Annotated in this window: 13 protein-coding genes; 5 read left to right on the top strand and 8 right to left on the bottom strand. The window is 48.3% G+C overall.

Annotated features, from left to right (window positions below; all coding sequences use genetic code 11):
- Window positions 1–612 precede the first annotated feature (612 nt).
- The 5 genes from rpmH to mnmE all read left to right on the top strand — a co-directional run bounded on the left by rpmH (window position 613) and on the right by mnmE (window position 4,464).
- Window positions 613–753, top strand: a complete 141-nt coding sequence (gene rpmH / locus A7K98_RS21190; protein ID WP_000831330.1) for a 50S ribosomal protein L34 — start codon at window positions 613–615, stop codon at window positions 751–753.
- A 14-nt stretch (window positions 754–767) separates the two neighbouring features.
- Complete coding sequence (rnpA, locus tag A7K98_RS21185) at window positions 768–1,127, top strand: ribonuclease P protein component (protein WP_087490303.1); 360 nt, start codon at window positions 768–770, stop codon at window positions 1,125–1,127.
- On the top strand, window positions 1,091–1,333 hold the full coding sequence (gene yidD, locus A7K98_RS21180; protein ID WP_087490302.1) for a membrane protein insertion efficiency factor YidD: 243 nt from the start codon (window positions 1,091–1,093) through the stop codon (window positions 1,331–1,333). Before rnpA ends, yidD begins: the two co-directional genes overlap by 37 nt.
- 18 nt (window positions 1,334–1,351) lie before the next feature.
- Window positions 1,352–2,995, top strand: a complete 1,644-nt coding sequence (gene yidC / locus A7K98_RS21175; RefSeq protein ID WP_087490301.1) for a membrane protein insertase YidC — start codon at window positions 1,352–1,354, stop codon at window positions 2,993–2,995.
- Window positions 2,996–3,099: 104 nt separating this feature from the next.
- Window positions 3,100–4,464, top strand: a complete 1,365-nt coding sequence (gene mnmE / locus A7K98_RS21170) for a tRNA uridine-5-carboxymethylaminomethyl(34) synthesis GTPase MnmE (RefSeq protein WP_087490638.1) — start codon at window positions 3,100–3,102, stop codon at window positions 4,462–4,464.
- Between the two features lie 85 nt (window positions 4,465–4,549).
- Here mnmE and A7K98_RS21165 read toward each other — a convergent pair whose 3' ends face one another.
- The 8 genes from A7K98_RS21165 to pstB all read right to left on the bottom strand — a co-directional run bounded on the left by A7K98_RS21165 (window position 4,550) and on the right by pstB (window position 13,272).
- Window positions 4,550–5,491, bottom strand: coding sequence for an SPFH domain-containing protein (locus A7K98_RS21165; protein ID WP_087490300.1), 942 nt, complete (start codon window positions 5,489–5,491; stop codon window positions 4,550–4,552).
- 30 nt (window positions 5,492–5,521) lie between these two features.
- Entirely contained in the window at window positions 5,522–5,962 is a 441-nt protein-coding gene (locus A7K98_RS21160; protein ID WP_087490299.1) for an NfeD family protein, read from the bottom strand.
- A gap of 221 nt (window positions 5,963–6,183) precedes the next feature.
- Window positions 6,184–8,283 carry a peptidase domain-containing ABC transporter gene (locus tag A7K98_RS21155; protein WP_087490298.1) on the bottom strand — a complete coding sequence of 700 codons (2,100 nt, stop codon included), beginning with the start codon at window positions 8,281–8,283 and terminating at the stop codon, window positions 6,184–6,186.
- A complete protein-coding gene (locus A7K98_RS21150; RefSeq protein ID WP_087490297.1) occupies window positions 8,276–9,568 on the bottom strand; it encodes an HlyD family secretion protein in 1,293 nt (430 codons plus the stop codon). Before A7K98_RS21150 ends, A7K98_RS21155 begins: the two co-directional genes overlap by 8 nt.
- Window positions 9,569–9,682: 114 nt before the next feature.
- On the bottom strand, window positions 9,683–9,904 hold the full coding sequence (locus A7K98_RS21145) for a hypothetical protein (RefSeq protein WP_087490296.1): 222 nt from the start codon (window positions 9,902–9,904) through the stop codon (window positions 9,683–9,685).
- A 410-nt stretch (window positions 9,905–10,314) separates the two neighbouring features.
- Window positions 10,315–11,505 carry an MFS transporter gene (locus A7K98_RS21140; RefSeq protein WP_087490637.1) on the bottom strand — a complete coding sequence of 397 codons (1,191 nt, stop codon included), beginning with the start codon at window positions 11,503–11,505 and terminating at the stop codon, window positions 10,315–10,317.
- A 177-nt stretch (window positions 11,506–11,682) separates the two neighbouring features.
- On the bottom strand, window positions 11,683–12,423 hold the full coding sequence (gene phoU / locus A7K98_RS21135; protein WP_087490636.1) for a phosphate signaling complex protein PhoU: 741 nt from the start codon (window positions 12,421–12,423) through the stop codon (window positions 11,683–11,685).
- Between the two features lie 78 nt (window positions 12,424–12,501).
- Window positions 12,502–13,272, bottom strand: coding sequence for a phosphate ABC transporter ATP-binding protein PstB (gene pstB, locus A7K98_RS21130; RefSeq protein ID WP_038016709.1), 771 nt, complete (start codon window positions 13,270–13,272; stop codon window positions 12,502–12,504).
- Between the last annotated feature and the right edge of the window lie 42 nt (window positions 13,273–13,314).

The raw sequence follows: 13,314 nt of genomic DNA, 5'->3' as shown, positions 1-13,314 counted from the left end.
GGCGGACTCCACTGGTACAAAAATAAGACAAGAAACGGTGCTAATCTTTTGAAAACACTAGTTATTGATACAGACGGAGAAATCGCCTGCTGCAACGATCTGTAAATCATCACCGCTGGATAACCAGGAAGGATCATCAGCGGAACGACGGATCATAGCGCAAAGCGGGCAAGAGATCCTCCTTTTCTACACGGATTTTACCCATTTTATCCACAGGATTTTAGAATGACAGCGACGAGGTCACGCTCTGTACTCTTCGACCCGAAAATCTTTATGCTGATCCACCCGGACGGGTTATCTCCTCTCTCTGCCGTGGAGTTTTTTTAACCGCGATCGCCAGATGATCCTCAACGATCCTTGCTCTTTATAAGGAAGCCCGTATAATTCTCACCCTGTTTGCTGGCCAGATTGCCGGATTCCGGTAACCGCGGCTTATGCAAACTGACTTAATCAGGCATAAAGGTGTCATTATTAGCCAAAGTAAATTGACTCAGGACTGTACAGTTATTACAATCCCGCCTCTTTAAATAAAATACACTGAGGCGTCGGTCGGTTTACTGACTCTGCTACGCGTCACCAAGTGAACATTCTCAAGTTTAGGTAGAAATCGCCATGAAACGCACTTTTCAACCGTCTGTACTGAAGCGCAACCGTTCTCACGGCTTCCGTGCTCGTATGGCTACTAAAAATGGTCGTCAGGTTCTGGCACGTCGTCGTGCTAAAGGCCGCGCTCGTCTGACCGTTTCTAAGTAATAAAGCGAACCCTGGTGGGTAAGCTCGCATTTCCCAGGGAGTTACGTTTGTTAACTCCCAGTCATTTCACTTTCGTCTTCCAGCAGCCACAACGAGCTGGCACGCCGCAATTAACTATTCTCGGCCGCCAGAATTCGCTGGGGCATCCCCGCATCGGTCTTACCGTCGCCAAGAAACACGTAAAACGCGCTCATGAACGTAACCGGATCAAACGTTTGACCCGGGAAAGTTTTCGTCTGCGCCAGCACGAGCTTCCGGCGATGGATTTTGTCATCGTTGCTAAAAAAGGGATTGCGGAGCTCGATAACCCTGCGTTAACGGAAGTGTTGGAGAAATTATGGCGTCGTCATTGTCGCCTGGCACGCGGCTCCTGATTGTACTGATTCGCGTTTATCAACGGGCAATAAGTCCTCTTCTGGGGCCTCATTGCCGATTCAATCCAACCTGTTCCCAGTACGGGATCGAAGCCTTACGTCGTTTCGGGGTGATAAAAGGGTGTTGGTTGACGGTGAAACGCGTATTAAAATGCCACCCGTTAAACGCGGGTGGTGACGATCCTGTGCCGCCAAAAAAACACTGATAGCAGAGAAAATTAACGATGGATTCGCAACGCAATCTCTTTTTCATCGCTTTTCTGTTCGTGTCTTTTATGATCTGGCAAGCCTGGCAGACGGACCACAATCCACAGCCACAGCAGACCCAGACCACTCAGAATACGAACAGCACCGCAGGTGATGCCGCAAACCAGGGCGTTCCGGCCAGTGGTCAGGGCAAAACGATTACCGTTAAAACAGACGTATTGTCTGTTGAAATTAATACCCGTGGCGGCGATGTAGAGCAGGCACAGTTGCTCACTTACCCTGATAAACTGGGGTCTTCCCGTCCATTCCAGTTGCTGGAAACCTCTCCTGATTTTCTGTATCAGGCCCAAAGTGGTTTAACCGGCCGTAATGGTCCGGACAACCCGGCGAATGGTGCGCGTCCTCTGTATACCACCAGCCAGGATAGCTATCAGCTGGCAGATGGCCAGACTGAACTGCGTGTTCCTCTGACCTGGACCGGTGAGAATGGTGCGGTATATACCAAAACGTTTGTTTTCAAACGTGGCGGTTACGCGGTCGACGTTGACTACCATGTTGATAACAAATCAGCCCAGCCGCTGGAAGTATCAATGTTTGGTCAGTTGAAACAAACTATCGCATTACCAAAATCTCGTGATACCGGAAGCAATAACTTCGCACTGCATACTTTCCGTGGCGCTGCGTACTCCACCAGCAATGAAAAGTATGAGAAATACAAGTTTGATACTATTGCTGATAACGAGAATCTGAACGTCAATACCGATAACGGTTGGGTTGCCATGCTGCAACAGTATTTTGCTACCGCCTGGGTCCCACGGACTTCCGGCAGCAACACACTGTATACCAGTAACCTGGGCAACGGCCTGGCTGCGGTTGGCTATAAATCTACTCCGGTGACTATAGCTGCCGGTGCAGAACAGGATCTGAACGCTACTCTGTGGGTAGGTCCGGAAATTCAGGACCAGATGGCTGCAGTCTCTCCACACCTGGATCTGACTGTAGATTACGGTTGGTTGTGGTTTATCTCTCAGCCACTGTTCAAGCTGCTTAAGTTCATCCACAGCTTTATCGGTAACTGGGGCTTCTCCATTATCGTTATTACCTTTATTGTCCGCGGTATCATGTATCCGCTGACTCGTGCGCAATACACCTCAATGGCTAAAATGCGCATGCTGCAACCTAAAATCCAGGCCATGCGTGAGCGTATGGGCGAAGATAAGCAGCGTATGAGTCAGGAAATGATGGCGCTGTACAAAGAAGAGAAAGTGAACCCGCTTGGGGGCTGTCTGCCACTGGTTATTCAGATGCCAATCTTCCTGGCTCTGTATTACATGCTGATGGGCTCGGTTGAACTGCGTCATGCGCCGTTTATCCTGTGGATTCACGATTTGTCTGCTCAGGATCCGTTCTACATTCTGCCAATCCTGATGGGCGCAACGATGTTCTTCATCCAGAAGATGTCACCAACTACCGTTGCCGACCCGATGCAGCAGAAGATCATGACCTTTATGCCGGTGATCTTTACGGTCTTCTTCCTGTGGTTCCCGTCAGGTCTGGTGCTGTACTATATCGTGAGTAACCTGGTCACCATTATTCAGCAGCAGCTGATCTATCGTGGTCTGGAAAAACGCGGATTGCACAGTCGTAAGAAAAAAGCCTGATAATCATTCACGCAGCGTTACCGCTGCGTGATTTGTGATTGTTACTCAGGATATGATAAGGCGGTCTTATGACCGCCTTTTTTATTGGTAAAGAGAGAACAGCTATGAGCCACAGCGATACTATCGTCGCCCAGGCAACACCACCTGGTCGCGGTGGAGTAGGTATACTCCGGATTTCCGGCCCGAAAGCAGCAGAGGTTGCACAACAGATTTTAGGTAAACTGCCAAAAGCACGTTATGCCGACTACCTGCCGTTTATGGAAGCTGATGGCACAGTGCTGGACCAGGGCATTGCTCTGTGGTTCCCGGGCCCGAACTCATTTACCGGTGAGGATGTGCTGGAACTGCAGGGACATGGTGGTCCTGTCATTCTCGACTTATTACTAAAACGGGTTGTCGCGTTACCCGGCCTGCGCATTGCAAAGCCCGGAGAGTTTTCTGAGCGTGCCTTCCTGAACGACAAACTGGATCTGGCTCAGGCAGAAGCAATCGCCGACCTGATTGATGCCAGCTCTGAACAAGCGGCCCGTTCCGCCGTCAACTCATTACAGGGTGTTTTTTCCGAGCGGGTCAATCACCTCGTTGAAGCACTCACGCATCTGCGTATTTATGTTGAGGCAGCCATCGACTTCCCGGACGAAGAGATCGATTTTCTTTCCGACGGCAAAATTGAAGCACAGCTACAACAGGTGATGCAGGATTTAGATAACGTACGCAATGAGGCACGCCAGGGCAGCCTGTTACGGGAAGGCATGAAAGTGGTGATTGCCGGTCGCCCTAATGCCGGAAAATCCAGCCTGCTCAATGCACTGGCAGGCAGAGAAGCCGCCATTGTTACAGACATTGCCGGTACCACCCGCGATGTTCTGCGTGAGCATATCCATATCGACGGAATGCCTCTGCATATTATAGATACCGCCGGATTACGTGAATCCAGTGATGAGGTTGAGCGTATTGGGATTGAACGTGCCTGGCAGGAGATAGCTCAGGCTGATCACGTACTGTTTATGGTAGATGGCACCACCACTACAGCTACCGACCCTCAACAGATCTGGCCGGATTTTATTTCGCGCCTGCCGCCTGCCCTGCCGGTTACAGTGATTCGTAACAAAGCGGATATCACCGGAGAAACTCTCGGGGCTGAACAGGCTGGCGGACACATGCTGATTCGTTTGTCAGCCCGTACCGGTGCAGGGATTGAACTGCTGCGCAACCACCTGAAACAAAGTATGGGGTTCTCGGGGAATATTGAAGGTGGATTTATTGCCCGCCGCCGCCATCTTGAAGCCCTGGAAGCAGCAGGCACTCACCTTTTGCAGGGGCAATACCAGCTGGTAGGTGCACGGGCCGGAGAGTTACTGGCAGAAGAGTTACGCCTGGCACAGCAGGCTCTGAGCGAGATAACCGGTGAGTTTACCGCCGATGACCTGCTGGGACGCATTTTTTCAAGTTTCTGTATCGGGAAATAGCCGACATATATCCTCAAGGGCTGTTTAGCAGGAGTCCGCAATGATAACCGTGGGTGATCCACGGTTATCATGACATGTTCGACCGTTAACGGCTCTTGCCGTTGCCGGACACAGCCTCTGCTCCTACGGACATCAGAGCACCGGCGTTCAGTAACCCTCCCACTGCCTGCGCGAGGTCTGCAGGCATCGCAACGACTTTAGCGTTATCACTCTTCGACAATTCACTGAGTGTCATCACATAGTTATTCGCCAGTTGGAAAGACATTGCCTGATGACCACCAGCAGCGCTCAGTGCCTCAGCAAGCTGCTCTGTCGCTTTTTTCTGACCACTGGCCAGTGTTTCGATGGCTTCGGCTTCACGACGCGAAGCCTCCAGTTTGGCTTCTGCATCTAAAATCATTGCCTGTTTTTTCCCTTCCGCTTCGCGGATCGCCGCATTTTTATTCCCTTCGGCGCGGGTTTCTGTGGCTTTACGTTCCCGCTCAGCGGCTGCCTGCTGTTCCATCGATTTTCGCATCGAATCTGACGGGGTAATATCCTGAATATCAACGGTTCTCAGGATCAGTCCCCAGTCATTCATCTGCTCTTCCATATTAGCTCGCAGAGTAATCGCAAGTTGATCACGATTCGACAGCGTATCATCCAGGTTCATCCCACCGACAGCATTACGGATGGTGGTCATCACAAGGTTTTGTACCGCAGCACTGTAACTGTCGACACCGTAAGCTGCTTTATTAGGATCAGCAATCCGGATAAAGCAAATCGCGTTCACTCCGACAGTTGCATTATCTTTGGTAATTCCTTCTATTCCTTTGACTTCAAATAACTGATCTTTGGCCGACATTTTATAAGCGACAACGTCAATAAACGGGATCAGAATATTCAGGCCGGGGTTGAGTGTACTGTGGTATTTCCCTAATCGTTCGACAATCCATTGATCAGCCTGAGGTACAATCCGCACACATTTGAAAAAACTGATTGCCAGTAAAATAATGATTAACGCTAATGCCATAAGTCCTGGTGACATGGTTTCCTCCTTAAAAAATAGTCTGAATAATTAAACGGCTTCCACTTTCACAATATCATCGTTGATCACCGCCACGACCTTAACCCGGGCCTGTCTGGCTAACGGCTGTTCGCTGATGCAAGGCCATTCCTGACGCCCCTGTACCGGTTTGCTGAGCAACAAAATGCTGGTTTGGGGAGGCGTCAGAGCTGAAGCCAGTATCCCCTGCTGACCGATAAGTGGTTCTGCTATCCAGGGCTCAGGTTTGCTGCGTATCCAGCGTACCCAAATCCAGGCACAGATCAGTGATGCCACAACCCATACCAATAGTTGGCCGGCGACTGGAAAGGACGGCAGAATAAAGACCAGAATTGCCGGGACCAGAGCTGCTATTGCCATCCACAACCCAAAAAAAGTCACGGTGAAAATTTCTATCAACGCAAAAATCGCGGCAACCGCAATCCAGACCCAAAACACTCCGGTAATTTCCATCGAGACTCCTCTGTCCGGCCGCTAAGGCCTGTTAACTTTCCTGCTGTTTTCCGGTATTCAGCCACAGAAGATCCTGCGGGTATAAAAATCACACATCATACAGAATCAATAACATATTCCGGCAGAATAAAACACCAGCAATCGGCAGGGAAATTGGCTATCTGAATGGAAGAATTCTGCAGGCTGTGACGAATCACCACAGCCTGCACGGGTTACCGAACTCAGCTTAATTCAATAACCCGATCGGCTGAGGCAATAGTTGAAGGGCGATGGGCGATAAAAATGCGGGTGATTTTCAACTCACGGATAGCTGCATTGACCTTCGCTTCATTATCCAGGTCAAGATGACTGGTCGCTTCATCAAGAAACAGAATAGATGGCCTGCGATAAAGAGCCCGGGCAATCAGTAAACGTTGCTTCTGACCACCGGACAGACTGCCACCCAGTTCAGAGACCAGTGTTTCGTAACCCATCGGCATTTGCATAATCTCATCATGAATATGGCTGTTGATGGCACAGTCCATGACCCATTGCATATCCTTTTCCCCGGAGAAGCTGGCAATGTTTTCTGCAATTGAACCGGCAAATAATTTATCTTCCTGTAAAACGCAGGCAATGATATCCCGGTAGTTATTAATCCCTGCGGTATGTATATCAATGCCATTGCAGCGTATTGTCCCGCAATCGGCTGTCAGTAGTCCGGTAATCACTTTCATCAGGGTGGTTTTCCCGGTTCCCGAGGGGCCGGTAATGGCTACGCTTTCACCTGCTGCAACAGACAGAGAGATTCCTGACAGAACCGGGCGGCTCAGTTTGTCGTACTGATATCCGACATCCTGAACCTGCAACTCTGCCGCAGTATCCGGCGGGCAGAACGGTCTTGCCGGCTGAAACGCTTCCGGTTCCTGTAATACAATATCGGCTATCCTGTCGTTGTGCAGCGCCAGCATCCGTAACTGCAACAAGATATTGATCAGTGATGAAGCCCGATCAGAGAACTGCCCGCGATACGCGTTAAACGCCACAAACATCCCCACCGTCATATTGCCGTCAATGACCATTGATGCCCCGAGCCACAGAATCACCACCTGATCGAGCGTAGAAATCAGTGAACTGACTCCGCCAAACAGCATATCAAGACGACTCATCCGGATACTTGCGTTGGTTGTATCGATGTTCAGATTCAGCCAATGCTGAGACCGGGTTGCCGCCAGCCCCAGTGCTTTCAGGGTGCTAATGCCATATAAGGTTTCCATAAAGTGAGAACCTGCACGGGCCCCTTTCACAATATGTTCTTCCTGTGCCTGACGATAACGCTGATAGGTGACTAGCCGCAGCACCATATAGATTAATGTGAAACCCAACACCACAAAGGTCAGCCATCCGCCGTAAAGGAACATCATGACCATGACGCTGACAGAAACAATCACATCAATAATGCCATTGACCAGGCTACTGGTCAGGGTATTGCGGATAGTCTCGAGTGAATTGAATCGCGACTGAATATCACCGGCTTTACGTTTTTCAAAATAATTCAGGGGAAGACGTAACAGGTGATCCATTAACCCGGTTTTCCACTGAATATCAATTAACGACTGCATGACTAAAGAACTCCAGGCACGCAGCATACTGATAAAGGTGCGGAACAGAATAAAAGTTAATAATCCGAGACAAATCAGGCTCAGCAGGTCATGGTCGCGGGCAATCAGCACGTGGTCCATCACCAGCTGTGTGCCCACAGGAATCAGAATGTTAACGGCTTCCACAACCAGAGACAGACTAAATATTTTCCCCAGAAACCCTGCCAGACCGGAAATGTTTTTCATCATTGACCAGAGGCTGACCCCTGATCTTGCTTTCAGCGGAATGAATTCATTTCCCGGCCAGATTTCCAGTGCTACCCCGGTAAAATGCTCAGACATTTCACGCATTCCTATAACTCTGCGACCTAATGCAGGGTCATGGATGATAAATCGTGAACGCCGCACCGCCACCAGTACCACAAAGTGATTCATATCCCAGTGCAACAATGCCGGGCGTCTCAGCTGACGCAACTCATTCAGGTCCAGCGACAATGGCCGGGTATTCATTGCCAGCTGCCCGGCAATATGGATTAAGGTAGTGAGTGTGGCTCCATGAACTGAAATACCAAAACGGCGCCGCAAATTCAGCAGATCAATATCCATCCCAAAATACCGGCAGGCCATCACCAGACAAGCCAGCCCACATTCAGCAGCCTCTGTCTGCAATACAGCAGGGACTTTGCGCCAGAGGCTGAAATTAATTCGCCGGATGATGTTGTGCAGGAAGTCATTAGTCATCGACAGGTCCTTTCAGGCTACGCCGGATATCGTAATAAGGAGACAGTATCCATTGATACAACGGGCGTTTTTCCAGAAACAGCGTGGTTTTGGCTTTCATTCCGTTAGACCAGCTCAGCGTCTTATCAGGATGAGTAAAGCGTTCACTATTCAATGTGACCAGGGTTTTATAATAAGCCTGGCAAGGGGCTCCGGGATTCGCAGGCGCAATGCTGCTGTACATCGACAGCTCTTTTACGCTGGCGGGGATTTGCGATACTGAATGGATTTTCCCGGGAAACTGGCCAAATTTTTCAAAGGGATATGCTTCATAACGAAGGTTTACCCTGTCTCCGGAGGATACATAAGGGACGCTGATATCTGGCAACCATAGTACCAGCTGAAATTCAGGTATTCCCCCGGGCATCAGTTGGGCAAGACTGTCTCCTGCACTGGTCATCTGGCCGACGGTATACACCATATTTTCAACGCTCCCATCTTCCGGCGCAGTAATAATCAATGTTCCGCTGGCGTTAACCTCAGCCAGTTGACGTTGTAATTCACTACGTTTAACCGCAAATTCCGCCGACTGATTATCAAAATCTGCCGCTTTAGTGGCGATTTCGGTTTCAATATTTATAATTTGCAGGCTTTCCTGTATCAACTGAGTATTCAGGCTCTGCCACGATGATTGCTGTTGATAAAAAAGATAGCGTTGATTAGTAAACTGCTCTTTGTTAATTAGCCCGCGTCGCAGATACTCATCATAATTACCCATGCTTTTTTTCATATCCTGCAGTCCATGACTGGCACTGCTAACTAATTGCTGTGATTTTGCATAGGCTTCACGATATTTTGTTAATTGCTGACGGAGGCTATTGAGGGAGGTTTGTTTATTCTGCGCTATTTTATCGATAATCTGATCAGTCAAAAAAAGTTGCTGATGAATAGCCTCAGCCCCACGTTGGCTTACCTTGCCATCGCTGGTGGTCCGGCTGACATCAATTTCATAAATGGGATCATTCTTTTTTACCCTCTCACCCGCTTGTGTAAATGCACGGGTAATTAATCCCTGTTGCGGAGAAAAGAGAGTAATTGCCTGCTGGCGGGAAATAATTTCACCGTCAACTTCAATTCTGCGGGTATACTGACCAAAAATGATTCCGGAGAGGAGAATAAAAAAGAACAGTGCGGATAATACACCTATCAGCCATGACGGGTAACCTGAAACCAGCAAGGCTTTACCCAGCCACTGTATTTTCTGATTTTCCAGTACTTCCTTCCTGAAAATCGAACGTCCTTCCATGTGTTCAGACCATCATATTTAATCATTAATGAGTTGTTGTGATAAACATCGATCTGCTGGCTTATTGCCTGCAAAATAGGTGCCGTTAATTACGGCACCTATAGGTGAAACTAATTATTTCCAGAAAAGAGCTGTTGATGAATCGACAATACCGGTAATTGATTCAAGCATCAGGCCGATATTCTGACCGAGCGAAGTAGCACTTTTGACAACATCTTTCGCACCAAAAACAATTTCCATGGCGGAACCAATACTTTTCCCAACATCAGCAAATGCATCAGCAACAACGCCAGCACCGGAAACAGTCTGAACCTCAGTCATAGTTAATTCTTTCATCTTAATAGCTCCTTTATTAATATTTTCCATAAGTATAAAAGTATAATTAACTGCAATTACCCGAAATTTAATTTACCTCCGCGAGACCAAATATACATTGAGATTGTTCTTTTGCAATACAATGAAATATATTAATAAATATTAAGTGATTACTTAAAGAAATCTAAATACTGACAAAAAGCACCGGAATTCATAAAGAAATCAATTAAAAACACAGGCTTGTATTGATAACATGTTGACAATCATTACCAAAAAATGGGCTTTATAATTATATTAAAGGAAATTGCTCGCTTAATTTTCAGAATAATTCATACAGATCTTTCCCACAGGACAATGAATTATCGGGTCACTGAAAATATTTAATACCTTATCTGCAGGCAATTACATTGGCTGAATTGCCTGCAGGAAGATTATCCTATCGCACCGAGGACATCCTCATTGCTCTGCCGGCGGGGCAGCAGGAACAGGGTCGCGAGAATGTCCAGCACATAAATCAGCGCCAGCAAGGTGATTGCTGCGGTGAATGACCATTCAGTGGCCAGCATGCCGATCACTAGCGGACCAAATCCCCCGACACCACGACCGAGATTGAACAATACATTCTGTGCCGTTGCCCTGGAGGCAACCGGAAAGGTATCTGAAATCAGTGCCCCGTAGCCACCTATCATCCCGTTGACAAACAATCCCATTACCGCTCCGGCTATCAACATCATTACAGGGTCAGTTAATTGTGCATAGACAACCACCATCACAACCGCCCCCAGTTGATAAATTATAAAAATTTTCCAGCGTGCAAAACGATCAGCCAGTACGCCAAATAGTCCGATACCCACCGTCATTCCAATCACGGTGGCTGCGGTCCATATTCCGGATTTGGTCAGACTAAAACCGAAGGATGAAGCGAGATAGCTGGGCATCCAGATCATCAGCCCGTAGTAACCAAAATTTTGTACCGAGCATAAAATAAAAATCCCCAGGCTGGCTTTGGTTGTCGCACTGTCTTTGCACAATAATTTCAGACGAGACACAAATGAGAGTTGCTGTTCATTCCGTGGCTGACGGATAAAAGACTCTGGTTCACTTAAACCATGCCGGATAGCAAATGAGAATAATGCGGGTATCAGCCCCACAAGAAACATCCCGCGCCAGCCGATAATATTGAGTAATAACGGGGTGATAAATGCCGCGAGAAGAACACCAGCCTGCCAGCCAATACCAACCCATGCAGAGGCGCGGTTACGCTTACTTGCCGGCCATACCTCGGCAATGAGTGCCATACCGATACCAAATTCGCCACCCAATCCGACGCCTGCCAGAGTCCGGTAAATCAGCAGGTCAGTATATCCCTGCGCGACAGCACACAATCCGGTGAACACTGAAAACATGAGAATAGTCAGTGTCAGTACCCTGACCCGGCCAAACCGGTCACTGAGATGTCCGAAAATAATGCCACCGATCACTGCACCTATCAGTGTCCATGTCACCAGTGATCCTGCCTGCGAGTGATCCAGTGATAATGAAACACTAATAGCCGGCAGCATAAAGCCGAGTATCAGTAAATCGAAACCATCCATAGCATAGCCACTGACTGCAGCCAGCATTGCCTTTGCCGGGGTGACTGTTTTTTTGTTTTGCACGTACCTGCTCCTTGATTTGTCGGGAGATAACTCTCTGACAAAGTATAAAAAGAGCGGCACCAACAATCTACGGTTATCCGAGCAGACAGGAGGAACTTCAGTCTGCCATCCGGATCAATGGCAGACTGAGAGCAGAGGGGTTTATTCCGGGGTTGCTTCTTCGGCAGGATCATCACCAGCCAGCAATTTATCCAGCTGATCTCCACCGAGGTGGCGGAAGTCCTGACCTTTTACAAAATAAAAAATGATCTCGCAAATATTCTGGCAACGGTCGCCGATCCTTTCGATCGCACGGGCACAGAATAACGCTGTCAGCACACTCGGAATAGTACGCGGATCTTCCATCATATAAGTCATTAACTGACGGACAATTCCTTCATACTCTTTGTCTACTTTCTTGTCTTCACGGTAGATCTGTACTGCCGCGCCCAGATCCATCCGGGTAAAGGCATCCAGTACATCATGCAGCATCTGTACAGCATGACGGCCCAGAGATTCGAGGCTGACCAGTAACGGCTGATGTTTCTGACCAAATTTTTCCAGGGCAGTACGGCTGATTTTCTCAGCAACATCACCAATACGTTCCAGCTCAGAAATGGTTTTGATAATGGCCATCACCATCCGCAGATCACTGGCGGTCGGTTGACGTTTGGCAATAATACGGACGCAATCTTCATCAATATCTACTTCCATCATATTCACTTTATGATCATCGTCGATGACCCGCTGGGCCAGATCAATGTCCATATTCTGCATTGCATTAATGGCATCGGTGAGCTGTTGCTCCACCAGGCCACCCATAATCATCACCTGAGTACGAATATGCTCCAGCTCAGCATTGAACTGACCGGAGATATGTTTATTTAAATTAAGACTGTCCATCATGTTCTCCAGCATCGCAGCCGCACCGGCCGCGAAAAGTGGTGGCAAAATTAAGCGTCGCAGAATAATGGCTAAACATCAGCCATAGCGGCCAGTAATATAATCTTCGGTCTGTTTGCGTGCCGGTTTTGTAAACAGGGTATCGGTATCACTAAACTCAATCAGTTCGCCCAGATACATGAACGCGGTATGATCAGAACAACGTGCTGCCTGCTGCATGTTATGGGTCACAATAACTACGGTGTAATCCTGCTTCAGCTCACTGATCAGCTCTTCGATACGTCCGGTGGAAATAGGGTCCAGTGCGGAACAAGGTTCATCAAGCAGCAGAACTTCCGGGCGAATTGCAATTCCGCGGGCAATACACAAACGCTGTTGTTGGCCACCTGACAAGCTGTAACCACTCTGATTCAGCTTATCTTTGGTTTCGGTCCACAAGGCGGCTTTGGTCAGTGCCCACTGAACACGCTCATCCATCTCAGCACGGGAGAGCTTTTCAAATAACCGCACCCCAAATGCAATATTGTCATAAATAGACATCGGGAATGGCGTAGGTTTCTGAAACACCATACCGACTCTGGCACGCAGCAGTGCAATATCCTGGATATCAAGGATATTATCGCCATCCAGCAGGATCTGGCCTTCTGCACGTTGTTCAGGATAGAGCTGGAACATCTTGTTAAACGTACGCAGCAGGGTCGATTTTCCGCAACCTGACGGACCGATAAACGCAGTTACCTGATTACGGGCGATATCGAGATTAATATTTTTCAGGGCATGGAATTTGTTGTAATAAAAATTCAGATCACGGACCTGGATTTTAGCTGGTGCTGCATTAAGGTTTGCCATACTCATTGTTCGTCTCTCTTATTCCGGCGTCGCCTGAAGCCA

The organism is Tatumella citrea (assembly GCF_002163585.1).
In the GTDB taxonomy this organism is placed as follows: domain Bacteria; phylum Pseudomonadota; class Gammaproteobacteria; order Enterobacterales; family Enterobacteriaceae; genus Tatumella; species Tatumella citrea.
This window is presented reverse-complemented; position numbering and strand designations above follow the sequence as displayed.

What these genes read in the sequence shown, in the direction of transcription:
- rpmH (WP_000831330.1), top strand. Translation starts at nt 613, where the DNA reads ATGAAACGCACTTTTCAACCGTCTGTACTGAAGCGCAACCGTTCTCAC.
- yidD (WP_087490302.1), top strand. Translation starts at nt 1,091, where the DNA reads ATGGCGTCGTCATTGTCGCCTGGCACGCGGCTCCTGATTGTACTGATT.
- yidC (WP_087490301.1), top strand. Translation starts at nt 1,352, where the DNA reads ATGGATTCGCAACGCAATCTCTTTTTCATCGCTTTTCTGTTCGTGTCT.
- mnmE (WP_087490638.1), top strand. Translation starts at nt 3,100, where the DNA reads ATGAGCCACAGCGATACTATCGTCGCCCAGGCAACACCACCTGGTCGC.
- A7K98_RS21165 (WP_087490300.1), bottom strand. Translation starts at nt 5,491, where the DNA reads ATGTCACCAGGACTTATGGCATTAGCGTTAATCATTATTTTACTGGCA.
- A7K98_RS21160 (WP_087490299.1), bottom strand. Translation starts at nt 5,962, where the DNA reads ATGGAAATTACCGGAGTGTTTTGGGTCTGGATTGCGGTTGCCGCGATT.
- A7K98_RS21155 (WP_087490298.1), bottom strand. Translation starts at nt 8,283, where the DNA reads ATGACTAATGACTTCCTGCACAACATCATCCGGCGAATTAATTTCAGC.
- A7K98_RS21150 (WP_087490297.1), bottom strand. Translation starts at nt 9,568, where the DNA reads ATGGAAGGACGTTCGATTTTCAGGAAGGAAGTACTGGAAAATCAGAAA.
- A7K98_RS21145 (WP_087490296.1), bottom strand. Translation starts at nt 9,904, where the DNA reads ATGAAAGAATTAACTATGACTGAGGTTCAGACTGTTTCCGGTGCTGGC.
- A7K98_RS21140 (WP_087490637.1), bottom strand. Translation starts at nt 11,505, where the DNA reads ATGCTGGCTGCAGTCAGTGGCTATGCTATGGATGGTTTCGATTTACTG.
- phoU (WP_087490636.1), bottom strand. Translation starts at nt 12,423, where the DNA reads ATGGACAGTCTTAATTTAAATAAACATATCTCCGGTCAGTTCAATGCT.
- pstB (WP_038016709.1), bottom strand. Translation starts at nt 13,272, where the DNA reads ATGGCAAACCTTAATGCAGCACCAGCTAAAATCCAGGTCCGTGATCTG.